The 24,903-nt window shown below is 50.8% G+C and carries 26 protein-coding genes; 10 read left to right on the forward strand and 16 right to left on the reverse strand.

Annotated elements, in window-relative coordinates; translation table 11 throughout:
• The first annotated feature begins 132 nt into the window (after window positions 1–132).
• Both pfkB and NNO02_RS04175 read left to right on the forward strand, forming a co-directional pair.
• The gene (gene pfkB, locus NNO02_RS04170; RefSeq protein WP_271454267.1) at window positions 133–1,062 is read left to right on the forward strand and encodes a 6-phosphofructokinase II; all 930 of its coding nucleotides are present in this window, start codon (window positions 133–135) and stop codon (window positions 1,060–1,062) included.
• Between the two features lie 270 nt (window positions 1,063–1,332).
• Window positions 1,333–2,193: a fructosamine kinase family protein gene (locus NNO02_RS04175; RefSeq protein WP_101741711.1), complete on the forward strand. Its 861-nt coding sequence runs from the start codon at window positions 1,333–1,335 to the stop codon at window positions 2,191–2,193.
• Window positions 2,194–2,268: 75 nt separating this feature from the next.
• Here NNO02_RS04175 and NNO02_RS04180 read toward each other — a convergent pair whose 3' ends face one another.
• Window positions 2,269–2,805, reverse strand: coding sequence for a YniB family protein (locus NNO02_RS04180; protein ID WP_048211877.1), 537 nt, complete (start codon window positions 2,803–2,805; stop codon window positions 2,269–2,271).
• A 167-nt stretch (window positions 2,806–2,972) separates the two neighbouring features.
• On the opposite strand from NNO02_RS04180, the gene hxpB reads away from it, so the two are divergent.
• The 4 genes from hxpB to tcyP all read left to right on the forward strand — a co-directional run bounded on the left by hxpB (window position 2,973) and on the right by tcyP (window position 6,760).
• Window positions 2,973–3,641 carry a hexitol phosphatase HxpB gene (gene hxpB / locus NNO02_RS04185; RefSeq protein ID WP_271441127.1) on the forward strand — a complete coding sequence of 223 codons (669 nt, stop codon included), beginning with the start codon at window positions 2,973–2,975 and terminating at the stop codon, window positions 3,639–3,641.
• 147 nt (window positions 3,642–3,788) lie between these two features.
• Window positions 3,789–4,550, forward strand: a complete 762-nt coding sequence (kduD, locus tag NNO02_RS04190) for a 2-dehydro-3-deoxy-D-gluconate 5-dehydrogenase KduD (RefSeq protein WP_271441128.1) — start codon at window positions 3,789–3,791, stop codon at window positions 4,548–4,550.
• A gap of 95 nt (window positions 4,551–4,645) precedes the next feature.
• Entirely contained in the window at window positions 4,646–5,233 is a 588-nt protein-coding gene (locus NNO02_RS04195) for a metal-dependent hydrolase (protein ID WP_170974385.1), read from the forward strand.
• Between the two features lie 135 nt (window positions 5,234–5,368).
• Window positions 5,369–6,760 carry a cystine/sulfocysteine:cation symporter gene (gene tcyP, locus NNO02_RS04200; protein WP_137383368.1) on the forward strand — a complete coding sequence of 464 codons (1,392 nt, stop codon included), beginning with the start codon at window positions 5,369–5,371 and terminating at the stop codon, window positions 6,758–6,760.
• Between the two features lie 65 nt (window positions 6,761–6,825).
• Here the strand turns inward: tcyP and cedA are convergent, their stop codons facing one another.
• The 8 genes from cedA to osmE all read right to left on the reverse strand — a co-directional run bounded on the left by cedA (window position 6,826) and on the right by osmE (window position 13,170).
• Window positions 6,826–7,089: a cell division activator CedA gene (gene cedA, locus NNO02_RS04205; RefSeq protein ID WP_071887334.1), complete on the reverse strand. Its 264-nt coding sequence runs from the start codon at window positions 7,087–7,089 to the stop codon at window positions 6,826–6,828.
• 169 nt (window positions 7,090–7,258) lie between these two features.
• A complete protein-coding gene (gene chbG, locus NNO02_RS04210) occupies window positions 7,259–8,017 on the reverse strand; it encodes a chitin disaccharide deacetylase (RefSeq protein WP_271454268.1) in 759 nt (252 codons plus the stop codon).
• Window positions 8,018–8,029: 12 nt separating this feature from the next.
• On the reverse strand, window positions 8,030–9,385 hold the full coding sequence (locus NNO02_RS04215) for a 6-phospho-beta-glucosidase (protein WP_271449097.1): 1,356 nt from the start codon (window positions 9,383–9,385) through the stop codon (window positions 8,030–8,032).
• Between the two features lie 123 nt (window positions 9,386–9,508).
• Complete coding sequence (gene chbR, locus NNO02_RS04220; RefSeq protein ID WP_271454269.1) at window positions 9,509–10,348, reverse strand: transcriptional regulator ChbR; 840 nt, start codon at window positions 10,346–10,348, stop codon at window positions 9,509–9,511.
• A 13-nt stretch (window positions 10,349–10,361) separates the two neighbouring features.
• Window positions 10,362–10,709 (reverse strand): PTS N,N'-diacetylchitobiose transporter subunit IIA, encoded by a 348-nt coding sequence (gene chbA / locus NNO02_RS04225; protein ID WP_202038820.1) that lies wholly within the window; start codon window positions 10,707–10,709, stop codon window positions 10,362–10,364.
• A 54-nt stretch (window positions 10,710–10,763) separates the two neighbouring features.
• Window positions 10,764–12,122 carry a PTS N,N'-diacetylchitobiose transporter subunit IIC gene (gene chbC / locus NNO02_RS04230; protein ID WP_040233680.1) on the reverse strand — a complete coding sequence of 453 codons (1,359 nt, stop codon included), beginning with the start codon at window positions 12,120–12,122 and terminating at the stop codon, window positions 10,764–10,766.
• A gap of 87 nt (window positions 12,123–12,209) precedes the next feature.
• Complete coding sequence (gene chbB / locus NNO02_RS04235; RefSeq protein ID WP_003832547.1) at window positions 12,210–12,530, reverse strand: PTS N,N'-diacetylchitobiose transporter subunit IIB; 321 nt, start codon at window positions 12,528–12,530, stop codon at window positions 12,210–12,212.
• Between the two features lie 301 nt (window positions 12,531–12,831).
• Window positions 12,832–13,170, reverse strand: coding sequence for an osmotically-inducible lipoprotein OsmE (gene osmE, locus NNO02_RS04240; protein ID WP_202038822.1), 339 nt, complete (start codon window positions 13,168–13,170; stop codon window positions 12,832–12,834).
• Window positions 13,171–13,380: 210 nt separating this feature from the next.
• Here osmE and nadE point away from each other — a divergent pair, with 210 nt between their 5' ends.
• Window positions 13,381–14,211, forward strand: a complete 831-nt coding sequence (nadE, locus tag NNO02_RS04245; protein ID WP_202038823.1) for an ammonia-dependent NAD(+) synthetase — start codon at window positions 13,381–13,383, stop codon at window positions 14,209–14,211.
• Between the two features lie 57 nt (window positions 14,212–14,268).
• On the opposite strand, the gene ves is transcribed toward nadE, so the two are convergent.
• From ves to astC, 7 genes are all read right to left on the reverse strand, one after another.
• Complete coding sequence (gene ves / locus NNO02_RS04250; protein ID WP_048211887.1) at window positions 14,269–14,844, reverse strand: environmental stress-induced protein Ves; 576 nt, start codon at window positions 14,842–14,844, stop codon at window positions 14,269–14,271.
• 352 nt (window positions 14,845–15,196) lie between these two features.
• Window positions 15,197–15,682, reverse strand: coding sequence for an ATP-independent periplasmic protein-refolding chaperone Spy (gene spy / locus NNO02_RS04255; protein WP_271454270.1), 486 nt, complete (start codon window positions 15,680–15,682; stop codon window positions 15,197–15,199).
• Window positions 15,683–16,030: 348 nt separating this feature from the next.
• Window positions 16,031–16,996, reverse strand: a complete 966-nt coding sequence (gene astE, locus NNO02_RS04260) for a succinylglutamate desuccinylase (protein ID WP_271454271.1) — start codon at window positions 16,994–16,996, stop codon at window positions 16,031–16,033.
• On the reverse strand, window positions 16,989–18,332 hold the full coding sequence (astB, locus tag NNO02_RS04265) for an N-succinylarginine dihydrolase (RefSeq protein WP_271454272.1): 1,344 nt from the start codon (window positions 18,330–18,332) through the stop codon (window positions 16,989–16,991). The genes astE and astB overlap by 8 nt, the downstream gene beginning before the upstream one ends.
• Window positions 18,329–19,807 carry a succinylglutamate-semialdehyde dehydrogenase gene (astD, locus tag NNO02_RS04270; RefSeq protein ID WP_271454273.1) on the reverse strand — a complete coding sequence of 493 codons (1,479 nt, stop codon included), beginning with the start codon at window positions 19,805–19,807 and terminating at the stop codon, window positions 18,329–18,331. The genes astB and astD overlap by 4 nt, the downstream gene beginning before the upstream one ends.
• Window positions 19,804–20,838, reverse strand: a complete 1,035-nt coding sequence (astA, locus tag NNO02_RS04275) for an arginine N-succinyltransferase (RefSeq protein ID WP_271441134.1) — start codon at window positions 20,836–20,838, stop codon at window positions 19,804–19,806. The genes astD and astA overlap by 4 nt, the downstream gene beginning before the upstream one ends.
• Entirely contained in the window at window positions 20,835–22,055 is a 1,221-nt protein-coding gene (gene astC / locus NNO02_RS04280; protein WP_271454274.1) for a succinylornithine/acetylornithine transaminase, read from the reverse strand. Before astC ends, astA begins: the two co-directional genes overlap by 4 nt.
• 444 nt (window positions 22,056–22,499) lie before the next feature.
• On the opposite strand from astC, the gene xthA reads away from it, so the two are divergent.
• The 3 genes from xthA to NNO02_RS04295 all read left to right on the forward strand — a co-directional run bounded on the left by xthA (window position 22,500) and on the right by NNO02_RS04295 (window position 24,893).
• Complete coding sequence (xthA, locus tag NNO02_RS04285) at window positions 22,500–23,306, forward strand: exodeoxyribonuclease III (protein ID WP_116360166.1); 807 nt, start codon at window positions 22,500–22,502, stop codon at window positions 23,304–23,306.
• Between the two features lie 205 nt (window positions 23,307–23,511).
• Window positions 23,512–24,186: a TVP38/TMEM64 family protein gene (locus tag NNO02_RS04290; protein ID WP_271454297.1), complete on the forward strand. Its 675-nt coding sequence runs from the start codon at window positions 23,512–23,514 to the stop codon at window positions 24,184–24,186.
• Window positions 24,187–24,191: 5 nt separating this feature from the next.
• Window positions 24,192–24,893: a TVP38/TMEM64 family protein gene (locus tag NNO02_RS04295; protein WP_442867886.1), complete on the forward strand. Its 702-nt coding sequence runs from the start codon at window positions 24,192–24,194 to the stop codon at window positions 24,891–24,893.
• The last annotated feature ends 10 nt before the right edge of the window (window positions 24,894–24,903 follow it).

Genomic DNA, 24,903 nt, shown 5'->3' on the forward strand with positions numbered 1-24,903 from the left:
CTTAATCCTTTATTTTATTTATATATCTTTGGCACGAGAATTTTAAATAAAGCTGCGAGAAATCATGTTGTTAATTACTTCACTTTCGTGACGTTAAGTGCCAGACTGGGGTCAGCCTAACAGGAGGTAAAGATGGTACGTATCTATACGTTAACACTTGCGCCCTCTCTCGATAGCGCAACAATCACCCCACAAATCTACCCCGAAGGTAAACTTCGCTGTACCTCACCGGTTTTTGAACCTGGCGGTGGAGGCATCAACGTCGCCCGTGCCATTGCACATCTTGGCGGAACTGCAACGGCCATCTTTCCGGTCGGTGGTGCGACTGGCGAGCACTTAGTTTCTTTACTTGCCGACGAAAATGTTCCCGTCTCGACTATCGAAGCCAAAGACTGGACCCGACAAAATCTCCATGTCCACGTCGAATCCAGCGGTGAGCAGTATCGTTTTGTCATGCCCGGTGCCGCGCTGACTGATGACGAATTCTACCAACTGCAGGATCAGGTACTGGAAATTGAATCGGGTGCGATACTGGTCATTAGCGGCAGTTTGCCGCCCGGTGTACAAATAGAAAAACTGACACGGCTCATCACCACCGTACAAAAACAGGGTATTCGCTGCATTGTCGATAGCTCTGGTGAGGCGCTGACTGCGGCATTAGCCATCGGCGGTATCGAACTGGTAAAACCCAACCTCAAAGAATTGAGTGCGCTGGTGAAACGCGAACTCACACAACCCGATGACGTTCGCAAAGCAGCACAGGAGATTATACAAAGCGGCAAAGCGCTTCGCGTTGTGGTCTCTCTTGGGCCACAAGGGGCATTGGGCGTCAATAAAGAAACATGCGTCCAGGTCGTCCCACCGCCGGTGAAAAGCCAAAGTACCGTTGGCGCAGGCGACAGTATGGTCGGCGCGATGACGTTGAAACTGGCAGAAAATACCCCGTTTGAAGAGATTGTGCGTTTTGGCGTCGCTGCGGGTAGCGCAGCAACGCTGAATCAGGGCACACGTCTGTGCGCGCTGGACGATACGCAAAAAATATATTCGTATCTTGCCCGCTGATTACACATCCCCCTTATCAAGCATTAAGGGGGATTTACCGACAAAACTGTCGACATGTGTATTATGCGTCTATGATAAAAAATCACGTGATTACAAAGAAGTGAATCATGTTAAACCGAAAGTCGTCATTTCTCAGGGAGGTGTGGAAGCACGACGTACAATAAGTGCCTTTCCAGCGATGACGCGTCTACGGTGTGCGTCAGTTCGTGTTTTTTTACCGCATTCTTGCGCTAACCTTATGATCTGGCAGACAACATGGGGAGAGACATCATGTGGCAGGCTATCAGTCGTCTTTTAAGCGAGCAATTAGGTGAAGGCGAAATCGAACTGCGTAATGAACTGCCCGGCGGAGAGATCCACGCCGCATGGCATTTACGCTATGCGGGGCGCGATTTTTTCGTCAAATGTGATGAAAGAGAGTTGTTGTCTGGCTTTACGGCGGAGGCAGACCAGTTAGAACTGCTTTCCCGGAGTCAAACCGTTTCTGTTCCCAAAGTCTGGGCAGTGGGTGCAGACAGAGATTACAGTTTCCTGGTTATGGACTTCCTCCCTCCCCGCCCGCTTGATGCCCACAACGCGTTTATTCTCGGACAACAACTTGCACATTTGCACGAATGGAGCGATCAGCCACAGTTCGGCCTCGACTTCGATAATGCACTCTCCACTACACCGCAACCCAATGCCTGGCAGCGTCGCTGGTCAACCTTCTTCGCCGAACAACGCATCGGCTGGCAACTGGAACTTGCGGCGGAAAAAGGCATCGCGTTTGGCAATATTGACGCCATTGTCGATCACGTTCAGCAGCGACTCTCCTCCCATCAGCCACAGCCTTCTCTCCTGCACGGCGATTTGTGGTCGGCAAACTGTGCGCTCGGACCGAATGGCCCCTACATTTTTGACCCCGCCTGTTACTGGGGCGACAGAGAGTGCGACCTGGCAATGTTGCCGTTACATACCGATCAGCCACCGCAGATTTATGACGGTTATCAGTCTGTCTCGCCGCTACCGTTAGATTTTCTCGACAGGCAGCCTATCTATCAGTTGTATACGCTGCTTAATCGGGCAATTCTGTTTGGCGGGCAGCATCTGGTGGTGGCGCAAAAAGCGATGGAAAGGTTACTGGCGGCTTAACGTATAGATAGTCCGAAGGCAGCTTTGCTTATCAGGCCTGACGCTTCACGCAGCCCAGGCCTGATAATATCGAACTTACAAAAAGCCCAGTAATGAAAAGAAGAAATAGCCGATCACGATAACGATCACCGGCAAAATATAGAGCGGGAAGATTTGTAAAAAGATCGTATGATGTGGCACGACAATACGCGACTCAATTTGCTCACGCGATAACCCCTCACTGCCTTTTGCCTGTTCCAGAATCAACTGATCTTCAACTCCCTCGCGTAAAAAACGCGCCTGACGACTCATTCTGGCGCCAGAGTCCTGCAATGCCAGACCGATGAATATCAGAATGAAAATCAACCAAAAAACAAGATTCAGTCCGGTCTGAAAATCCGGTGTCGGCGAGTTATACCAGAACAGGTTAAGAAACGGCGTATTCACACGCATCATGTCGATCATCACATGGGCAAAATCGAGCATGACTGCATTAATCCCTTCCTGCTTTTCGCTGTGCGCGTACATAAACTTCAGTACTGAAACCAGTGTTGAAATCAGCGCCGGGATGAAAATCACCCATCCCAGCAACCTTTTCAAGACAGCAATGCGTCCAGCTTGTTGATACGTCATGAGTTCCCCTTGATAAAGACGTGTCATTTTGGCCTAAGTTTACCCGTTGATAACCGTTTTCGCCTGATCTTTAAAGGCGGTATACTGCCAAATTAGCCATAATGAACGCTTAGAGCTCGTTCTGGTGGGCTCTTAATCCCTGTTATCACCCTAAAGGAGAGGTTGTGATGTCAACCCCGCGTCAAATTCTTGCTGCAATTTTCGATATGGATGGATTACTGGTCGATTCAGAACCGCTCTGGGATCAGGCCGAACTGGATGTGATTGCAAGTTTAGGCGTAGATATCACCCGCCGCCATGAACTTCCCGATACGCTTGGTTTACGTATCGATATGGTTGTTGATCTTTGGTTCGCACAGCAACCGTGGAACGGTCCCTCTCGTCAGGAGGTGACGGAACGCATCATTACACGGGCCATTGCGCTGGTAGAAGAAACAAGACCACTGTTGCCGGGCGTACGTGAAGCTGTAGCGCTATGCAAATCCCAGGGGATGCTGGTAGGACTGGCCTCCGCGTCACCGCTGCATATGCTGGAAAAAGTGCTGACCATGTTTGATCTGCGCGATAGCTTTGACGCACTGGCCTCGGCAGAAAAATTACCTTACAGCAAACCGCACCCGCAGGTTTACCTCGATTGTGCCCAGAAGCTGGGGGTATCCCCGTTATCTTGTGTTGCGCTGGAAGATTCCGTGAACGGGATGATTGCGTCGAAAGCCGCTCGAATGCGCTCAATTGTTGTCCCCGCCCATGAAAATCAGGATGATCCCCGTTTTGTGCTTGCCGACGTCAAACTGGCCTCATTGACGGAGCTCACTGCCGGGCATCTTCACGGTTAATCTCCCTCCGGGCAATGACCATATTGCCCTTTTCTTTGCTTAACCAATAAAATTAAAACGACGTTTCAATTTTATTGTATTTTTGTTCAACCTCTTCTATCCTTCTCCTATCGCAATGCATTAACAGTAAAAACAGCTGAGGTGAACATGGTTCTGGACGCGTTTCGTCTTAAGGATAAAGTCGCAATCGTCACCGGTTGTGATACCGGGCTTGGGCAAGGTATGGCCCTGGCGCTGGCTGAAGCCGGATGTGACGTGGTTGGCGTAAACCGCAAAATCCCGCATGACACCGAGGAAAAAATCACCGCAGTTGGTCGGCGCTTTATGGCCATTCAGGCCGACCTCAGCCAACAGGAGGCGCTGTCCAGCATCGTGACGCAAACTGTTGCGGTATTTGGTCGGGTCGATATTCTGGTCAACAATGCAGGTACGATTCGTCGCCAGGACGCGCTGGATTTTAGTGAAAAAGACTGGGATGACGTAATGAACCTGAATCTCAAATCCGTTTTCTTTCTGTCGCAGGCGGTGGCGCGTCAGTTCCTGGCACAGGGTAATGGCGGTAAAATTATCAATATTGCCTCAATGCTCTCTTTTCAGGGGGGAATCCGCGTTCCGTCCTACACCGCATCAAAAAGTGGCGTGCTTGGGATCACCCGCCTACTGGCTAATGAGTGGGCAGCCCAGGGAATTAATGTCAATGCCATCGCACCAGGTTATATGGCGACAAACAATACGCAGCAGTTGCGTGAAGACAGTACGCGTAATCAGCAAATCGTCGATCGTATTCCCGCGGGGCGCTGGGGAACACCGGATGACTTACAAGGCCCAGTCGTTTTTCTCGCCAGCCAGGCTTCTGATTATATTAATGGTTACACGCTTGCCGTGGACGGCGGTTGGTTGGCGCGTTAATCGTGCATTTGTGACAAAGGGTTACAACGTCACCTCTTCCGCCTACTGTATAAAACCCCTATACTGTATGAATTGACAGTTTATTGGGTTTTATCATGACGGCGGAAGGCCACCTTCTTTTTTCTATTGCCTGTGCGGTATTTGCCAAAAATGCCGAGCTGACACCCGTTCTCGCTCAGGGTGACTGGTGGCATATTGTGCCTTCGGCCATTCTAACGTGTCTGCTGCCCGATATCGATCACCCGAAATCCCTGCTTGGGCAGCGGCTGAAGTGGATATCAAAGCCTATTGCCCGGGCATTTGGCCATCGCGGGTTTACACACAGCCTGCTGGCCGTCTTTGCCCTGCTGGCCACGTTTTACCTGAAAGTTCCGGATAGCTGGATAATCCCGGCCGATGCGCTACAAGGTATGGTGTTGGGCTATCTCAGTCACATACTGGCCGATATGCTGACCCCGGCAGGCGTTCCTCTGCTTTGGCCCTGTCGCTGGCGCTTTCGTCTGCCAATCCTCGTCCCGCAGAAGGGAAATCAGCTGGAGCGCTTTTTGTGCATGGCGCTGTTTGCCTGGGCCATCTGGATGCCTCAGACGATGCCGGAAAACAGCGCAGTGCGCTGGTCATCGCAGATGATTAACACGCTACAGATGCAGTTTAATCGGTTTATAAAGCACCAGGCTGATTAATAAAACAGCCAAAATGTCATTTTAGGTATAAACAATTCCATTTGAATATAAGAGGCAAGTCACAGTTCTGCTAATCTTGCGCCAACAGAATCACCATTACATGGTGATACGCATAATAAGATCAGGAGAACGGGGATGAACTTTCCATTAATCGCGAACATTATCGTGTTCGTAGTACTGCTGTTCGTGCTGGCGCAAGCCCGCCACAAACAGTGGAGTCTGGCCAAAAAAGTACTGGTCGGTCTGGTCATGGGCGTGGTGTTTGGTCTCGCCCTGCACACCATTTACGGGTCCGACAGCCAGGTACTGAAAGATTCCGTACAGTGGTTTAACATTGTCGGCAACGGTTACGTACAACTGCTGCAAATGATTGTTATGCCGCTGGTTTTTGCCTCTATTCTCAGTGCCGTTGCGCGTCTGCATAACGCCTCTCAGTTGGGCAAAATTAGTTTCCTCACTATCGGAACGCTACTGTTTACCACGCTGATCGCCGCGCTGGTGGGTGTTCTGGTGACAAACCTGTTTGGTCTGACTGCTGAAGGGCTGGTGCAAGGCGGCGCTGAAACCGCACGCCTGACCGCCATTGAAACCAATTATGTGGGTAAAGTTGCCGACCTCAGCGTACCGCAGTTGGTGCTGTCGTTTATCCCGAAAAACCCATTTGCCGATCTTACGGGTGCAAACCCGACGTCGATTATCAGCGTCGTTATTTTCGCGGCCTTCCTGGGCGTTGCGGCACTTAAACTGCTGAAAGATGATGCGCCAAAAGGCGAGCGTGTATTAACGGCTATCGATACCCTGCAGAGCTGGGTGATGAAGCTGGTTCGTCTGGTGATGCAACTGACTCCGTACGGTGTTCTGGCACTGATGACCAAAGTGGTTGCCGGCTCCAATCTGCAGGACATCATCAAGCTGGGCAGCTTCGTCGTTGCCTCGTATCTCGGCCTGGGCATTATGTTCGTCGTACACGGCATACTGCTGGGTATTAACGGCGTTAGCCCACTGAAATACTTCCGCAAAGTCTGGCCGGTATTGACTTTCGCCTTCACCAGCCGCTCCAGCGCCGCTTCTATTCCACTGAACGTCGAAGCACAAACCCGTCGCCTGGGCGTCCCTGAGTCCATTGCCAGCTTTGCCGCCTCTTTTGGTGCAACGATTGGTCAAAACGGTTGTGCGGGTCTGTACCCGGCGATGCTGGCCGTGATGGTGGCACCGACTGTCGGTATTAACCCGCTGGACCCAATGTGGATTGCCACGCTGGTGGGTATCGTGACCGTCAGTTCCGCAGGGGTTGCGGGTGTGGGCGGTGGCGCGACCTTCGCGGCACTGATCGTACTGCCTGCCATGGGTCTGCCGGTCACATTGGTTGCTCTGCTGATTTCTGTTGAACCACTGATCGATATGGGCCGTACTGCATTGAACGTTAGCGGTTCCATGACCGCGGGTACGCTTACCAGCCAATGGCTGAAACAGACCGATAAAACGATTCTGGACAGCGACGATCACGCCGAACTGGCGCATCGCTAAAATCCTGTCTGTATAAAACAAAAAACCGCCGGTGAGTTATGCTCCGGCGGTTTTTTTATATCTAATTAATCGCTCAGTTCGTTTTCCTGGCGAATTTGGTTAGCCCAGCGCTGTGCCGACTCCGGAACCGTAAATGCAGGCGAACGCTGAAACGCCTCCCCCATTAAGACAAAAGCGACATATTTTCCGCGCAGTATCCATACGTCACGAAACGCATCCATTTTCACCGCATGCTCTGGTGGAGCTGGCTCCACACGAGGAACATAGCTGATAACCGGACGATTTTGTTGGCGAAGAGGTTTCATAATCAGTTGCTTCACTAAAGACAAATTCTAAAAATCTGAAAAACGCTATCTTAGCTGATTTTACCCCCGGACGGTGCAAAAACAGTGAATTCGTGAAGTGGGTGGCGATAACGGGGGGGGCGGACTGGTTGCGGCAAATATCACTGACGCAGACAAAAAAATGCGGCGCACCGACGCGCCGCCAACTCAGGAATTAAACGTTCAGAAAACTGCCAAGACGATAACCGCGCTCCGCAATAGCGTATTTCAATGACGAAGACGTCAGTACGTCAAGCTCAGTTAAGCGGGGGTAACAGTAGGCACTTTGTCGAATGATGTCATCGATAAACGCCGGATGACACATCACTTCCAGCGAGGACTCTCCCCGGTCTGCGGACGCGTCCAGCGTCTGCAAGAACAGGGCCTCAGAAATCGCGTCGCCATAAAACTCACTGCTAAATCCCTGGGAGGTACGCAACGTTTCCGGTAAATCGGACGCCAGGAACACCGTCTGCCGATCGATCCGCAACGCAACACCCCTCTCCGCGGCAAAACTGGCGACAATCGGGAAAATCTGCGGGAACATATGCACGTGGTGATGACTATCCAGATGCGTCGGCTCCCGCCCGAACAGGTCAATAAAACGCTGATACTGTGCAGCCAGCTCCTGAGAAATCTCGTCCAGCGGCAATGTATCTTCCTCTGCCATCTGCCAGATCCATTTCCCTAACACACCGTCACGCGTCAGACCCGGCATCACCGTTAACGGTTTGCCAAGCGTCAGGACAAAGTGCATCCCAACGGCAAGTTCCGGTAAATCGCGACTAAGCTGTACCGCATGCTCTATCGCCTCGCCATTCACCAGAGCAGTGGTTGAGGTGACAATGCCATTGCGACAGGCTTCAACAATGCCGTAGTTTTGCCCTTTGCTCAGGCCAAAATCATCCGCATTCACAATCAGTACGCGTTCCATAGCCAACCTCAGTTAGTGTTGTTCGCTTTTAAGCTTCTCGATGCATCCAGCGAAATTTGGCAGCCATTTTTCATGCGCCAGGATCAGCTCGCGGGCAAGAATTTCAGCATCAGTGTCTGAATGCACCAGTGGACTCAGGTTTAACGCCAACAGTACATCATTCAACTCGCCGCTTAGTGCTGCGTTGCTCGCCGCCACTTCAAAACCTTTAATGGTATAGATAAGGCCCAGGACCTTTTCATCGAAATGGGTGATACGTGGGTGCGGAGTTGCACCATTGCGTCCCAGCGTGCAGGTCATCTCAACAGCCCAGTCCGCAGGAATATTATCAACATGGCCATGATGAGGAATGTTGACGTAATGCTCGGTCTGTTTATCGTTATAGATAGCATTGATGACTTCACACGCGGCATCAGAATAATAAGCCCCGCCACGCTGTTCCAGCTCTTTCGGCTTAACATTCAACTCAGGATTTTTATACAGATCAAACAGTTGCTTCTCAACTTTTTGTACTACCTGTGCACGTGCGCCACCTTTGTAATATTCACCCATTTCAATCGCCAGCATCTCTTTTGGCTTGAAGTAATACAGCAAATACGAGCACGGCAGCAGTCTCAGTGAACGAATCAGCCCTTCACTGAACGGCAGATCGAAGATGTTCTTCACGCCAGAGGCTTTCAACTGACCCGACGCCACGCCGTCCAACAGTTCATCAAAACGTGACACACCGTTGACCAGAACATCCTTAATAAAGACCATATGGTTCAGACCAAACAGATCGATGGATAAATCATCACTCTGTTTCAGCGCCAGGACGTCGCTGATAAACATCTTCATACCGATCGGAATATTGCACACGCCGATAAACTTCTTGAAGTTAGTATGGCGATAGACCGCTTCAGTTACCATGCCAGCCGGGTTGGTAAAGTTAATCACCCACGCATTCGGACACAGTTCTTCCACATCCTTCACAATGTCAAAGATCACCGGAATGGTACGTAGTCCTTTAAACAGGCCTCCAGCACCGTTAGTTTCCTGCCCCAGATAACCATGGCTCAGAGGGATACGTTCATCCTGTTCACGAGCCTTAAGTTGTCCTACGCGCAACTGCGTGGTGACAAAATCAGCATCTTTCAGCGCTTCTCGGCGATCCAGCGTTTTATACACTTTCATCGGGACGCCAGCTTTATCAATCATGCGCTGGCAGAGGTCAAAAATAATGTCCAGCTTCTCTTTACCACCGTCGACATCCACCAGCCACAATTCAGAGACCGGTAATTCATGATAACGCTTAATAAAGCCTTCAAGTAATTCAGGGGTGTAGCTGCTCCCGCCACCGATAGTGACGACTTTTAATTTCTGGCTCATAATTTCTCCCTTCAGTGTAAAAACACTGACACGTATTATGCTCAACCCATTCGTCAGGTATAGCGTGGCAGTCCCAGCGCTATTTTGGGCAAGCTATAAAAGTTGGTTATTGGTAAATAAAATTTACTGATTAAATTCCGTTAATTTTTTACGGTAGCTATTGGGTGTAAACGACGTCAGCTTTTTAAACGTTTTAATAAACAGGCTCGGACTACTGTAACCAGCCTCATAGGCAATATCAGTTACAGAATAGTTAGTCATTTCCAGCTGCTTTTTAGCAAAATTAATGCGAATTTCATTAATAATCTGCATTGGCGTTTTACTGTAATAACGCTGGGTTGCACGGGTCAGATACTCCTGGGATTTTGCGGACAGGTGTATCATATTTTCCAGCGCATTTTCGCTGAACTGCCTTTTGTCATGCATGCTTTCCACGGTAGTTTTAAGCCATTGTGGAATATCATCCAGCACCTGCTCTTCCCGATGATGGCGTAACCGATTAATAATGTAGAAGGTGACCACTTCTACAAATTCATCCAGTCCGCTTTCACGAAAGTTCAGTGATGCTATAACCGTTTCGATGTAGGTGAGAAACGAGCTGTTCGCCCGATACACCTGCGATGCAACGAAACAAAATGGCAGCAACGGGTGGTAGTGCTGTTCAAAAAAACGTTTACTGATACCAACGTTAAGAATTCGCGTCGCGCCGAAATCATAGAAACTTTGATGGTGCGATCCCAACGGGATAAAGACAAAGTCTCCGCGCTCAAGCAGTACACGCTTACCGTTGATCTCCTGATAGTAACGTCCAGTTAAGACAAGGGTAAATTCGTAGTAATCATGCTGATGCAGCCCACTGATGCTCTCAGTTTTGTTATAGATGAACACATGAAAATTTTTGCCATTAAAAAGCTGCTGCTCATAGACGGTTTTGATTTCCGGTGCGTTAATCTGTAGCTGCATTCTGCACTCCTCGCTATTTCAGCTTCTCGTGAAGCTCAATCAGTTCTGTCACCAGTTCACGTGCCAGCATCGACGTCATCAGGTGGTCCTGTGCATGGACCAGCACCAGGCTCACTTTCATTTTACCTTCACCCTGATCGCCTTCAATCAGTTTGGTCTGGACAAGATGTGCTTCGTTCAGCGCCATGCGAGACTGTTCCATCATGCTCTTCGCTGACTCAAAATCACCCTGTTTGGCCAATTTGAGCGCGCCGTACGCCAGACTACGTGCCTGACCCGAGTTGATGATGAGCCCCATCACCACTTCTTCAAGCTCTTCAGCCTCTGACTGCGTATCGACGATATTTTCGATATCTAACATACTCTTTTCCTCTGGTTCAGTCCGGCATGGCCGCATAGCCATGCCGGATTAAATTTAGAATTTCAATGCGTTAGCGATATCTTCTTCGCTTTCTTCTTTATCAATCACGTTCTGAGCTTTGTTGGCGACGACCACGAATGGCAGGTACACCAGCGTTGCGATACCAAGGTTAAACAACGCGACCAGCAGAGCAGCGACGCTACCGTTGGTGTTAAAGAATGCGCCCAACCCGGTTGGCATCGTCCATGGTGCAATGTTGGTAATCGGTGGAATAATGCCTGTGTAATAAGCGGCCAGTGTAATCGCTGCCAGAATCGGCTGAACCAGGATGAATGGAATAAACATAACCGGGTTCATGATAATCGGCAGACCGAACAGAATGGGTTCGTTAATCTGGAACAGACCTGATGGCAGTGCCAGTTTTGCTACCTGACGATAATCAGCGCGACGAGAAGCCAGGAAGATAGCAATAATCAGACCCAACGTTGCCCCACTCCCTCCCAGGAAAATATAGGAGTCCAGCATCGGCTTCGCCCAGACGTGGAACGTCTTACCCGCTTCCAGTGCCGCGTCTACGGAACCAAACTGTTGGTAGATAGAGATGTTTTCCAGTGCCCAGGGGGTCATGATACCGCTGTCCAGTGCAGTCAGTGCCAAAGAACCGTGAATACCAAAGAACCACAACAGCGGAACAAAAATCACGTACGCCCAACCCACCACACTACCCAGTGACGCCAGCGGAGTTGAAATGGAATCCATGATGATCTGGTGGAAGTTCGTTCCCCAGGTGTTCAACGCCCAGGCGATGATCCCCATAATAGAGAGGATAATGAAGCCGGGAATCAGTGCAGAAAACGAGCGAGAAACAGAAGCCGGAACGCTATCAGGTAATTTAATAACCCAATTACGATGCACGACGAAGGTGAACATTTCCGCGACCACCAGGCCGATAATAATACCGGAAATAATGTTTGCACCGCCCAACCAGTTAGCACCCACGGCATAGGCTTCGCCCACGCTGTAAGGTGTGACTGTCATAAATGCGGCGACAGATAATAAACCAGCAGCCAGTGCATCGACTTTGCGTTCTTCCGCCAACGCCATACCGATAAAGAATGGCGCCATCAATGACATAATACCCAGCGTACCGTTATAGACGTTCCCACCGATGCCTTTTAAACTATTTAGCGTTTCAATAGTTGAAGCATCAAGTCGAATGCCCATGGAATAAAAAAACGACCCCTCCCCAAAGCTCAGGAAAACGTTATTGATTAATACAAACATTGCCCCTGCGAGGGTTAACGGCATTAAACGAATAAAACCGTTTTTGATTGCATTAACGTGTGGCTGCTTTCCAATTTTTACAGCAAAAGGAAGGAGTACCTTTTCAAGTGAAGCAATAGCGTTACTCATAGAAAAATACCCTTAAATACCGCAATTAACAATTGCGGTGAATGTTAATGAAATAACTCTTTGACGGGAAAATTTAAAATAAAATAATTAATTTGCTGCGGCTTTTTTAATTGCTGCAACTGCAGCCTTAAGCACGCCTAAACCATCGACTTTGCCATACAACAGCGAGTCAATCACTTCTACAGGTTTGTTAGGTAACAAACGCTGAATTTCGGGCAACATATAAGCAATCTGTGGACCTAATAACACAACATCAGCTACTGGGCCTTTTTCTCCGGCCAGCGTTTCGGGAAACGCTTCAATGATAACCGGCACTTCGTATTTTTCAGCCTGAGCACGCATCTTCGAGACCAACAAAGAAGTCGACATGCCCGCAGAACAAAACAGATAAATGTGTTTCTTTTCCATTAAAACGATCCTCATGTGCGATTATCTGTGTACCAGACACTCCGCAAGCCATAACCTGCATCCATGCTCTGGGTAACTTGCGTCAGCTAAATTACTTTTTTAGGTGGCTGAAACGAGTATACGGGATTGCATCAGCGGATGGTATTTCATTGACCAACTAAATTGTCTCTCCTTGACCTGTGGTTATGACACCCCTCACACTTCAGGCAAATAATTCGCGACAATAAATAAGATCGCGTGACACAAAAAAACCGGCACAGTGGCCGGTTCTGCAGAGTGCTCAGGCAATAAACAGATGCAACTACTTCGCAGACTGCGGGTCGGTGTCGTACTCCGCACAGGTCTGGTAGCCGGAATTAATCACGTGCCCAGTATCATCTAATGCAACAAAATAGGTCTCTGCTTTACCATCTCGTTGACCCAGGATGTAGGTCTGACATGTACCACGCGCATGGATCATGCTGACTTCAGATGACGGTTTGCCGGCAATCTGCGCCACTTGCGCCCGACTCATCCCTTTCTTCACATCTTTCACCACGGGCTGCACAAATTGGTCTTTGGTACGATCGTAAGCCGTACACCCTGCCAGCATAGTCAATACCGCCGCTGCGCTCAGAATTCCTGTTAGATTCTTGTTCATATTCCGTCCTCTTGTTTTTCAGCGTGTTATATAAGCCTGGAGCACAACAACGCATTTTTCAAGCTGTCAGTTGAGACTCGGGTCATTTCAGAAAATTCTATCAAAACAAAATGATGTTATATCCGGCTGCATCCCTTGTCGTTTGGGCGTCAACGCGTTAGCTTTAACACATCGTTATTTTTGATCATTTCATTTTTTGGAGGGGGTTAAATGACTCTGCAGCAAGAGATAATCCGGGCACTTGGCGCCAAACCACACATTAATGCAGAAGAGGAAATTCGCCGCAGCGTGGATTTTCTGAAATCGTACCTCAAAACCTACCCTTTCCTTAAATCACTGGTGTTAGGGATTAGCGGTGGGCAGGACTCCACCCTGGCCGGAAAGTTATGCCAAATGGCGATTTCCGAGTTACGCGAAGAAACGGGTAACGATGCGTTACAGTTTATTGCTGTACGACTGCCTTATGGTGTACAGGCCGATGAACAAGACTGTCAGGACGCGATCGCGTTCATACAACCTGACCGCGTGCTCACCGTCAACATCAAAGGCGCGGTATTGGCCAGCGAGCAGGCATTACGTGAAGCAGGTATTGAACTGAGCGATTTCGTGCGCGGCAATGAAAAAGCCCGCGAGCGTATGAAGGCACAATACAGTATCGCCGGAATGACCAGCGGTGTTGTCGTGGGTACCGATCACGCCGCAGAAGCCATTACCGGATTCTTTACTAAGTATGGCGATGGCGGCACGGATATTAACCCAATATTCCGCCTCAACAAGCGTCAGGGTAAGCAGCTTCTTGCTGCATTAGGTTGCCCTGAGCACTTATATAAGAAAGCACCAACCGCCGACCTCGAAGACGATCGTCCTTCTCTGCCAGATGAAGCCGCATTAGGCGTTACCTACGACAACATTGACGATTATCTGGAAGGAAAAACGTTGGATGCCGACGTTGCGAAGAAAATTGAAGGCTGGTACGTGAAGACAGAACACAAACGCCGCCCACCGATTACGGTGTTTGACGACTTCTGGAAAAAAGCATAATTCGCTGATTTACCCGTGCCGGATAACCACAAAAGGGTTTATCCGGCCCAAACGACGTCATTGCACCGAATCAGGCGAAAAACCTGGCTTCCAGTTAATCTCACTAAACAACAACTTCCCCTCGCGCTCCAACAGTCGCAACGTATGCTTACCGTCATGCCAGCACGCCCCCTGGTCAGCCGTCAGCAACTTATCCCCCAGTTGCCAGGCTCCGCTAATCACAAATACCACGCCGCCACGCGAACCAAAGGTCGTAAACGTCCGGTCAGCCACACGAACTTTAGCCTGGCAAACATCCCGACGAGTCATGATATTAAAATCCATCGACATCTGCCCTTCCGTCAGCTTCGCTTTTACCACGCGGTCGCCGGCGAAAGTAAAAGGCTGATGCTGTTTTAGCGTATGCGGTAGCGTGTTAGCGCCTTCCAGCGTGACTTCTCCCCCTTCGAGCAGCGTAATAACGCGCTCAACGCCGGGGAAGAGTGAAAATTCGCCGTTCGCAGCAATGGAGGCAATACTCGCCCGCCAGTGAAAGTCGCGTGTTGCTGGCGGAAAACAACATATTTCACGCGTTTCTCCCGCACCATTACGCCAGAGATTAACCGGCATTTTGCGGATATCAAAGTACTCCATCATCCCTCCAGAAAGGCACTGTGCGCCGACATGCCGTCATCAGGCAGCCAAATCATCATTGTTATCATTCACCCTGCACGTTGTTATCGGCAGCAGAGTTGATTTGCCTTAGCGATGACCATGGCGTTTTGCAAGAAAGTTTAACGCGCTGATCCAGGTAGCATTTTCGCGGGCTTCAGGAGCATAACGTGTCCGAAGCGCTGTGCAAGAGGTAGGAAAGAAAAAACCGCCGATCCTGCCCACATCGTTAAACGTGTTGTGGACAAGGCCGGCGGTCTTGAGTTTTTTTTCACGCTGTCCGGGGCAATCTGCTCCGACACAGCGTGAATGATTGAGTATAGACGCCTACCGATTATTCGGCAGCCTGTGGCATTTTACCTTTCTGCGCTGCACGTTCTGTCAGACGCTTCTCAAAATTGGCATTAAACTGTTTTTTCTGTTCCGGGGTCAGAATGTTATAAATTTTGTTCTGCGTTTCCATATGCGCCAGCATGTTAGCTTTGCGCTGTTCTTCCATCTTCGCAATCTGCGCTTCAGCCTTCGCTTTATCGAAGCTATCGCTGGCGATGATATCGTGCATTGCACGGCGTTCTTCCAGCGGAGGACGTTTCATCTGATCGCGCTGACCTTTCATGATGTCGCGGATCTGTTGTTTCTGTGCATCGGTCAGGTTCAGGTCTTTAAACATCATGTCATGATGCGGGGCAAACTTACCGTTGTGGTGCATCATCAGTTTGGCATCTGCCGGAGCGGCTGTGGTCGTGTCAGCGGCATGAGCCAGATTTGCAGCGCCCAGCGCCAGGGTAGAGGCAACAAACAGAGCAGTCAGTTTACGCATAATTTCTATCCTTCCTTTCAGTTATTCTTACGACATTCATACGACTCTTATGCAATGTGATGTCGTGTTGACGAGATTAACTTTACCGGCTTAAGCGTCAATTAATCAGAGTAACGGTAAAACAATGAAAGTGTAAAAAACAAACTTTCATCAATTATGAAGAAAAAAAGAATAAATTGCGGAGAGTTGAAATAAAAAATTACAACAGGATGATTTTGAAAGGATTATGAAGAACTATACCTGAACTCTGGTTATTAAGAAAGCAACTTACCAGGAATAATCCGTAATAAATATAAACAGCACGCAAAAATAAGCCCTCAGAGATTAACCCAAGGGCGGATATATCTTTTACAACCTTTCCAGCATCAGTCCCGCGCGTAAACCACAGGCCACATTGGGATTAGGAAAGAGAATATATTCAACGTCATGGGTGACGATAAAACGTTCATCACCATCCTGAGCCAGTACGGTTCCCTCTTTAAATGCGGTAAAGTTAAGTGTCTGGTTGTCCATGTAGAGAATGAAATCGCCGCTGCGCCGTGTAATTTGCGCTACCACGCGATAACGTAACGGCGGCGTCTCAGCTGCCGCTGCGGGTCTGCCTGTCAACAACATTGCCAGCGCCTGCGCAGTGTGAGCAAACTGTGACAGGTTGTTTTGCCCAAACGGCAGCGCCTTGCCCAGCTCCAGCGTGCAGGCCAGCGCGCCAAAATGCTCCCCACTAAAATGGGTAAACGTTCCGCCTGGTGCCTGGTGGAAAACCAGAGCCTCCAGCCCCGCATCCCCCAGCCAGTGAAGGAACGCCTCATCCCATGCCACATCACGCTGCGGTAGCACGCCAAAACGCAAATGATGTGACCCGCGAATAGCCGTGTGGAGATCGAGATGCCAGCGAACAGGTGCCTTTGCCCGCGCGTAAAAATCTTCCAGACACAGTTCAAGTTCGCGGGCACGCCGTGTTTCACCACTCTCATCGAAGAGTTGCCAGCGGCCACCAAACATACGGTTCAGATCGCTATGACAATAGCGTTTGCCCGCAGCTAACGCCTGCGGATTGCCCAGGATCACCAATAGCCGCCATGTCAGCGGCAGCTTGCCGCTAAACAACCCGGACAGCAATGTATCCAGTATTTCTACTGGTGCGGTTTCGTTACCATGAATGCCCGCAGACAAAACCAGCGAACGCTCAACCGGGACAACCGGCGTCAGTTCCAGCATGCCATGCCCAATCCATTGCCAGTCAAAACCGTGAGCTTTCCCCCGGGAGGTATCTGGCGAGTCTCCCGCAAGCGTCAGCGCAAGGAAATTATCCATGACGTGTACGCTCCTGCTGGAAGGGATACACCGAACCGAGTTTGAGTAATTGTGTCAACGTATCCAATGCTTCACGCCCTTCGCGCAGCAACTGCGGGTCAGCAAGATCGGCTGCGGTAAGGCGATCGCGATAGTAACGATCAACCCAGTTATTCAGCGTGTTAAACAGCACATCATTCATGAGAACCGCCGGGTTCACCGCCTGTTGCTCCTGTGGGGTTAACACGACCCGAAGGCGCAGACACGCCGGTCCACCACCGTTGGACATGCTTTCGCGCAGATCGAATACCCGTAGATCGTCAATCGGGTTGTCATCTTCAAGCAGACGGTTTAAATAATGCCATACCCCTGCATGCTCCCGGCATTCCTGCGGCAAGACCAACATCATTGAACCGTCATCACGACTGAGTAGCTGGCTGTTAAACAGATACGTTACCACAGCATCCTGCACTGACACTTCCGCCAGGGGAACTTCCAGCGCCGTAAATCCCGCCACCTGGCTACGCAACTGCTGTAACAACGCCTGCTGGTTGGCAAACGCCAATTCATGACAAAACAGCACCTGACGATTTGATACCGCAATAACATCGTTATGAAACACACCAAGATCGATAACATCCGGGTTTTGCTGAGCAAAGATAATCTGCTTAGGGTTCACGTGATTCAGGCGCGCAACAGCTTCGCTGGCCTCACGTGATTGCCTCGCCGGATAACGCTTCGGCTGCGCGCCGTTGCCCTCTTCACGACCATAGACAAACACCTGCACGCCGGGATCACCATAATCACCGCCGAGGCGGTTATGGTTAGCCGCACCTTCATCACCCAGTAACGCAACTTGTGGCAATGCACTATGGATCGTAAAGCGGCTCTCATCACGGAAGATCGCGTTTAACAACGCTTCAGTGGTCGAAGCCTCCAGCGAACGGTGAAACTTGTTATTCAGGTTGGCGACGGTCAGATGCACTTTCCCGTCCAGCGAATCTGCCGAAGGACAGACCGTGGCCGCATTCGCCACCCACATCGGCGAAGCGGAACTGGCACTGGAGAGCCAGTGAGGTGCCTGGCGTGCCACCTTTTCCAGCACCTGTTCGTCACTGCCGCTAAATCCCAACTGGCGCAGCACGGGAATATAGGGACGCTCGTGAGGTGGGATCACCGCCTGCGGGAATCCGGCATCGGCCAACGCCTTCATCTTCAACAGGCCCTGTTTCGCCGCCAGACGGGGATTCGACACCTGAAAACGGTGTCGGGTTGAGGCCTCATTGCCAAATGACAACCCCGCATAATGGTGAGTCAGTCCCACCAGACCGTCGAAATTTACTTCGCGCGCTTTCATGGCTTATCCTCGCATGAAAAATCGAGTCCTGGGCTAAGCGCAGTCGGCAGCGTCAGGGTCGGAGATTCCAGGCTCGCCATCGGCCAGGCGCAATAATCTGCGGCATACCACGCACTGGCGCGATGGTTGCCTGAAGCACCAATCCCACCGAACGGCGCGGTGCTTGCTGCGCCGGTTAGCGGTTTATTCCAGTTGACGATGCCCGCACGAGCTTCCAGTAGCAATTGGTCAAACTGATTGCGATCCGGTGAAACCAGCCCGCACGACAAACCAAAGCGGGTATTGTTGGCCATGCGAATCGCATCATCAAAGCTGTCATAACGCCAGACACCGAGCAGCGGGCCGAAGACCTCTTCATCCGCGACATTCGCCACGCCGGTCAGTTCAATAATGCCGGGGGTCAACAGTGAAGTTCCCGCTTGTACCTGGCGCGGTGCCAACAGGGTTCGCCCTCCCTGCGCGGCAAGACGTTGCCAGGCGTCACAAACATGTTGCGCCGCCTGTTCAGAAATAAGCCCACCAATAAACGGTTGCGGTTGTGCATCCCAGTTGTCCGGTATTAAACGCTGACAGACATCCACCAGCCGCGCCAGAAATGCATCGCCCTGCGCCCCTTTTTTAACCAGCAGACGACGGGCACAGGTACACCGTTGCCCGGCCGTAACAAACGCTGACTGAATAGTCAGATGTACCGCTGCATCAATATCTTCGGGGTTCTCGATAATCAGCGGGTTGTTCCCGCCCATCTCCAGCGCGAGGATCTTTTCCGGCTGGCCAGATAGCTGACGATGCAGCTGATAACCCGTATTGGCGCTACCGGTAAACAACAGACCATCAAGGTCCTCCAGCGCACTCAGTGCCTGTCCTGTTTCACGCCCGCCCTGTACCAGGTTCAATACGCCCGGCGGTAATCCCGCCTGTTCCCACAGTTTGATCACCGCCTCACCGGTCCACGGCGTCAGCTCGCTGGGCTTGAAAATCAGCGTATTACCAGCCAACAGCGCCGGAACGATATGACCATTAGGTAAATGACCGGGGAAGTTATACGGACCAAACACGGCCAGCACACCGTGCGGGCGATGGCGTAACGTCGCTGCGCCATCTGGCAGCGCGTTATGCTGTTCTCCGGTACGGGTGTGATACGCCTTCACTGAGATGGCAATTTTATTGATCATCGCCGTCAGTTCGGTTGCAGCTTCCCAACGCGGCTTGCCGGTTTCCCGTGCAATGATCGCCGTCAGTTCTGCTTTATTACTCTCCAGCAGCGTCGCGAATTTCTCGACAATGTCCTGGCGGGCAGCAAAAGCCTGTTTTGCCCAGCCCGGAAAGGCAGCCCGCGCCGCCTGGCATGCCAGTGCTACCTGAGTCGCATCGGCATCATTGCCTTGCCACAGCACGTCCCCGCTCACCGGGTTCGTTTTCACCCGACGTGCACCCAACCCGGTCACCCAGTCGCCGTTTATCCATAATGTCATGCTGCTTTCTCCTCTGCACAAAGACGCACAAAACGTACATGGTCACCCGCGTGGCATTTCAGGGCGTCCAGTTGCGCTGCCGTCAGTACCAGTCGCTGGGTATTCGGATCGGCACGCACTAACATGACGCGGAAGTTTTGGTAATTTTCATTAGCCACCAGGCAGGCAGGAAATTCGCCCAGTGCAGGCTGACCTTCAGCCACTTCCACCAGTCGACTTTTGCGGATAGCACGTACCCGGTCGATATCGCATTCCAGCGTCGGCCCGCCGTCGAAAATATCGATGTAGTTGCGGTAGCGAAACCCTTCTTTCTCCAGCACCGCACGGGCTGGTGCCGTTTGCGGATGCACTTCGCCAATCACGCTTTGCGCTTCTTCCGACAGGAAGTGGGTATATATAGGATGTTTAGGCATCAGCTCTGCAATAAACGCTTTTTGTCCGGTGCCACAGAGAAAATCTGCGCGGCTGAATTCCATCGAGAAAAAGCGCTTGCCAAGGCTTTGCCAGAATGGTGAATAACCGTGTTCATCAATGACACCCCGCATCTCTGCAACGACTTTTTCGTTAAAACGGTCACGAAACGCTGCCATAAACATAAAGCGCGACTTCGACAGCAAATAGCCGTTACCTTCTTTACGCCAGTCCGGATCGAGAAACAGGGTGCAAAGCTCACTGCTTCCGGTGTGATCGTTACTGAGAAACAGCGTCGGCAATGCGTTATAGACATTCAACTCTTTCGAAGCATGAACCAGCGTGCCAACACGGTAGTTGTACCAGGGATCGTTAAGCCCTACCGCCACTTCAATCGCACAAATCCCCGCCACGGTTCCGGTGGCACTGTCTTCCAATACAAAAACGTAGCCCTGCTCGCTTTTAGGCAACTCGCCACGCCAGGTTTTCAACGAACGATCAATACGCGCCGCCAGCGTGGCTTCATTTGCGGGCAATGACGTCAACCCACCGCCGGTCTTACTGGCAAGCTGCATTAACGCGGTGATATCCGCGTGTTCAATAGGACGGATCACCATCATGATGAACCTCCTGCTTTAATGCGTTCGCATGCCAGCGCAAAACGATCGAGTCCGGTTGCCACCTCTTCCTGGCTGACATTTAGCGCAGGCGCAAAACGCACCACGTTACCGCCGGCAATCAACACCATGACGCCTGCATTGGCCGCTTCCAGGGAGATCTGTTTCGCTTTTCCGGCAAATTCCGCATTCAACACACAACCAATCAGCAGCCCCAGGCCACGGATTTCACTAAACAATCCAAAACGTTCGTTAATAGCGTTAATACGCTCCACAAACCAGTCATGACGCTGTTTCACACCATTGAGGACTTCCGGCGTGTTAACAATTTCCAGCAACTTACCCGCTACGGCAGTGGCTAATGGGTTTCCGCCGTAAGTTGTGCCGTGAGTGCCCACGCTCATCACGCTGCTGCAACGTTCTGTGGTCAATAACGCGCCAATAGGGAATCCACCGCCAAGCGCTTTGGCCGTCGTCAGCAGGTCTGGTGTCACACCGTAGTGCATATAGGCATACAGTTCGCCGGTACGCCCAACGCCGGTCTGTACCTCATCAAAAATCAACAGCGCATTATGACGATCGCATAATTCACGCAGCCCCTGTAAAAACGCGGTGGTTGCCGGTACGACGCCACCTTCCCCCTGCACTGGCTCCACAATAACCGCACAGGTGGTGTCATCAATCAATTGGCTGGCGGAGTCGAGATCGTTATACACCGCATGACGGATATCCGGCGGCAGTGGTGCGAAATCCTGTGAATAGGCTGGCTGCCCCCCGGCACTGACGGTAAACAGCGTGCGACCGTGGAAGGCGTTTTTAAATGCCACAATGCCGCTTTTTTGGCTGCCAAACCGATCGTGGGCAAATTTACGCGCCAGTTTTAGTGCGGCTTCGTTAGCCTCTGCGCCGGAGTTGCAGAAGAAAACACGCTCGGCAAACGTCGCGTCGATAAGCTTCTTCGCCAGACGTAATACCGGTTCGTTAGTGTAACCGTTGCCGGTATGCCAGAATTTGCTGGCCTGGTCGTTTAATGCCTCACGCAATGCCGGATGCGCATGTCCCAATGCGTTAACCGCAATGCCTCCCGCGAAATCGATATACTCTTTACCCTGTTGATCCCACAGACGTGAACCTTCACCACGCACCGGAATAAAAGGCGCTGGGACATAGACAGGCATCATCCATTCATCAAAATTTTCACGCGTAACTGACAGAGACATAGCGACCTCAACGGTAAATAAAAGGTTATTTATATGTTAATAAATATAGTGTTTGCGGTGTAAATGTAGATTGCAGGGTTCGTGCCAGCCAGCGAAAAAAGTGCATAAACGGAGTCGTTAAACGGAATATCAACAAGTTACAACACAACGATATTCACTATCCGTGCATATAAAGTGAATATGTTTGCGTATCAGAGGACTAAATAGAGGAAAAACCGCAATTTTATTCAGTCGCCAAATATAATTCTGGAATTGTGATCGTATACGAAATTTATCGGAAATTATTGCCCCATAGCGACGCGCTTCGCGCCAAAACGGTGCAGTTTTTGCTCCATCGTTAACACCATTAGCAATCATTGTTGGAATCAGGTGACAAGAAGCAGTCAGTTCGTGGAAATTCTGCTACCATCCTTGCACTATTCATCTTACAAAGTGGCAGCGACTATGAAATTTGTCTCTTTTAATATCAACGGCCTGCGTGCCCGTCCTCATCAACTGGCAGCCATTGTCGAAAAACACCAACCGGATGTTATTGGCTTACAGGAGACAAAAGTTCACGACGATATGTTCCCTCTCGAAGAGGTAGCAAAATTGGGCTACAACGTTTTCTATCACGGTCAGAAAGGCCATTACGGTGTGGCACTGTTAACCAAAGAAACACCGATCGCAGTGCGCCGTGGTTTCCCGAATGATGACGAAGAGGCTCAGCGCCGTATCATTATGGCGGAGATCCCGTCTCCGCTTGGCAACATCACCGTCATCAACGGCTACTTCCCACAGGGCGAAAGCCGCGACCATGAAACTAAATTCCCGGCAAAAGCGGCGTTCTATCAGAACTTACAAAACTATCTTGAGACGGAGCTGAAACGCGATAATCCGGTGCTGATCATGGGTGATATGAATATCAGCCCAACCGACCTGGATATCGGCATCGGCGAAGAGAATCGCAAACGCTGGTTGCGTACCGGGAAATGTTCCTTCCTGCCGGAAGAACGCGAGTGGATGGAACGTCTGTTAGGTTGGGGACTGGTGGACACCTATCGTCACGCGCATCCTGATAAAAACGACCAGTTTTCGTGGTTTGATTACCGCTCGAAAGGCTTCGACGATAACCGTGGTCTGCGTATTGACCTGCTGCTGGCAAGCAATCCGCTGGCGGAACGTTGCGAAGAAACGGGTATCGACTATGAGATCCGCAGCATGGAAAAACCGTCCGACCACGCGCCAGTGTGGGCAAAATTCCGCGTCTAATCATCAGCATTTTTTCGCTCTCCGGGCCTCGCCTGGAGAGTCAGTATATTCTGTGCAAAATCAATAAAGCGACGGTAATACATTGTTGTGAGCCGGATTTTAATATATCTTCGCGCGCACTTTTCGCTGGTGAAAGCGCTTCATCACCCACGAATTTACAGGAGACCCCCCATGAAAAAGAAGTTCGCATAAGGCAGAATACCGACTGCTGATTGTGGCAGTGCTATTCTGCGCCCTGGCTGGGGTTTTCCACTATTTTGGTCTGTCTGACCTGATAACCAATCTCCATCATTTACAAGATGTCATCCGCCAAAGCGGGCTGTTCGGCTACGCGCTTTATATTCTGCTCTTTATCGTCGCGGCGCTGTGCCTGATACCTGGCAGCATTCTGGTGATTGTCGGCGGTATCCTTTTCGGCCCACTGGTTGGCACGCTCATCTCTTTACTGGCAGCAACCGTTGCCTCGGCATTGTCATTTTTACTGGCACGCTGGCTTGGGCGGGAACTATTACTGAAACACGTCGGGCATACGGCGACGTTTCAGGCGATCGAAAAAGGGATTGCCCATAGCGGTATCGACTTTCTGATCCTGACCCGTCTCGTCCCCCTGTTTCCTTATAATATTCAAAACTATGCTTACGGACTGACGGCCATTCCGTTCTGGTCATTTACTCTGATTTCAGCTGTCACCACGTTACCAGGTATCTTTATCTATACGCTGATGTCACACGAACTCGCCAGTGAAGGCATCACCTGGGCGTTTATCGTTAAACTCAGTGTTGCAGGCTTTGCCTTGTTTGCCCTCGTGCAGGCGGCAAAAGCCTGGGCCCGATATAAACATGTCGACCCCTCTGCAAATCGAGAGCTTGCCGGTAAATGAGAACGCTGAATAAAACGCAGATCAGAAAGTGTTGCCGGGCTGGGTTCATTGCCCTGTTGGTCGTCGCGTTAATGGCGTGGGCATGGCTGCCCGACGTGAGAGACTTTCTCACACAGAGCCTGACTGCGTTTACCACGCTTGATCAGCATGCTCTTGAAAATTTCATTCGTTCCTGGGGTCCCCAGGCCGCGGTCGTATCGTTCTTCCTGATGATTTTACAGGCGATCATCGCCCCACTTCCCGCCTTCCTGATCACCTTTGCGAATGCCTCATTGTTTGGCGCATTCTGGGGAGGTGTTCTCTCCTGGACCAGTGCGATGGCGGGGGCAGCACTCTGCTTTTTTATCGCCCGGGTGTTCGGCCGCAGCGCAGTAGAAAGATTAACCGGTAAAACGGTGTTGAAAAATATGGACGCCTTTTTTGAGCGCTACGGTAAACACGCCATTCTGGTCTGCCGCCTGTTACCTTTCGTTCCATTCGATCCGGTCAGTTACGCCGCCGGCCTGACGTCCATCCGCTTTCGTCATTTTTTCATCGCCACCGGTCTTGGCCAGTTACCTGCCACTATCGTTTACTCATGGGCTGGTAGCCTGCTGACCGGCGGCACATATTGGTTCGTGACCGGGCTGTTTATTCTGTTTGCCCTGAGTGTCGTGATTTCAGTGGCAAGAGGCCTTTATCTTGAGCGGCACAGGAAGCGTTCCTGAAGCCTCCATA

The sequence above is a fragment of the Citrobacter sp. Awk 2 genome, assembly GCF_028069815.1.
GTDB lineage: Bacteria > Pseudomonadota > Gammaproteobacteria > Enterobacterales > Enterobacteriaceae > Citrobacter.

Excerpts from the sequence above, each read along its gene's own strand:
- pfkB (WP_271454267.1), top strand. The coding sequence starts at position 133 with ATGGTACGTATCTATACGTTAACACTTGCGCCCTCTCTCGATAGCGCA.
- NNO02_RS04175 (WP_101741711.1), top strand. The coding sequence starts at position 1,333 with ATGTGGCAGGCTATCAGTCGTCTTTTAAGCGAGCAATTAGGTGAAGGC.
- NNO02_RS04180 (WP_048211877.1), bottom strand. The coding sequence starts at position 2,805 with ATGACGTATCAACAAGCTGGACGCATTGCTGTCTTGAAAAGGTTGCTG.
- hxpB (WP_271441127.1), top strand. The coding sequence starts at position 2,973 with ATGTCAACCCCGCGTCAAATTCTTGCTGCAATTTTCGATATGGATGGA.
- kduD (WP_271441128.1), top strand. The coding sequence starts at position 3,789 with ATGGTTCTGGACGCGTTTCGTCTTAAGGATAAAGTCGCAATCGTCACC.
- NNO02_RS04195 (WP_170974385.1), top strand. The coding sequence starts at position 4,646 with ATGACGGCGGAAGGCCACCTTCTTTTTTCTATTGCCTGTGCGGTATTT.
- tcyP (WP_137383368.1), top strand. The coding sequence starts at position 5,369 with ATGAACTTTCCATTAATCGCGAACATTATCGTGTTCGTAGTACTGCTG.
- chbG (WP_271454268.1), bottom strand. The coding sequence starts at position 8,017 with ATGGAACGCGTACTGATTGTGAATGCGGATGATTTTGGCCTGAGCAAA.
- NNO02_RS04215 (WP_271449097.1), bottom strand. The coding sequence starts at position 9,385 with ATGAGCCAGAAATTAAAAGTCGTCACTATCGGTGGCGGGAGCAGCTAC.
- chbR (WP_271454269.1), bottom strand. The coding sequence starts at position 10,348 with ATGCAGCTACAGATTAACGCACCGGAAATCAAAACCGTCTATGAGCAG.
- chbA (WP_202038820.1), bottom strand. The coding sequence starts at position 10,709 with ATGTTAGATATCGAAAATATCGTCGATACGCAGTCAGAGGCTGAAGAG.
- chbC (WP_040233680.1), bottom strand. The coding sequence starts at position 12,122 with ATGAGTAACGCTATTGCTTCACTTGAAAAGGTACTCCTTCCTTTTGCT.
- chbB (WP_003832547.1), bottom strand. The coding sequence starts at position 12,530 with ATGGAAAAGAAACACATTTATCTGTTTTGTTCTGCGGGCATGTCGACT.
- osmE (WP_202038822.1), bottom strand. The coding sequence starts at position 13,170 with ATGAACAAGAATCTAACAGGAATTCTGAGCGCAGCGGCGGTATTGACT.
- nadE (WP_202038823.1), top strand. The coding sequence starts at position 13,381 with ATGACTCTGCAGCAAGAGATAATCCGGGCACTTGGCGCCAAACCACAC.
- ves (WP_048211887.1), bottom strand. The coding sequence starts at position 14,844 with ATGGAGTACTTTGATATCCGCAAAATGCCGGTTAATCTCTGGCGTAAT.
- spy (WP_271454270.1), bottom strand. The coding sequence starts at position 15,682 with ATGCGTAAACTGACTGCTCTGTTTGTTGCCTCTACCCTGGCGCTGGGC.
- astE (WP_271454271.1), bottom strand. The coding sequence starts at position 16,996 with ATGGATAATTTCCTTGCGCTGACGCTTGCGGGAGACTCGCCAGATACC.
- astB (WP_271454272.1), bottom strand. The coding sequence starts at position 18,332 with ATGAAAGCGCGCGAAGTAAATTTCGACGGTCTGGTGGGACTGACTCAC.
- astD (WP_271454273.1), bottom strand. The coding sequence starts at position 19,807 with ATGACATTATGGATAAACGGCGACTGGGTGACCGGGTTGGGTGCACGT.
- astA (WP_271441134.1), bottom strand. The coding sequence starts at position 20,838 with ATGATGGTGATCCGTCCTATTGAACACGCGGATATCACCGCGTTAATG.
- astC (WP_271454274.1), bottom strand. The coding sequence starts at position 22,055 with ATGTCTCTGTCAGTTACGCGTGAAAATTTTGATGAATGGATGATGCCT.
- xthA (WP_116360166.1), top strand. The coding sequence starts at position 22,500 with ATGAAATTTGTCTCTTTTAATATCAACGGCCTGCGTGCCCGTCCTCAT.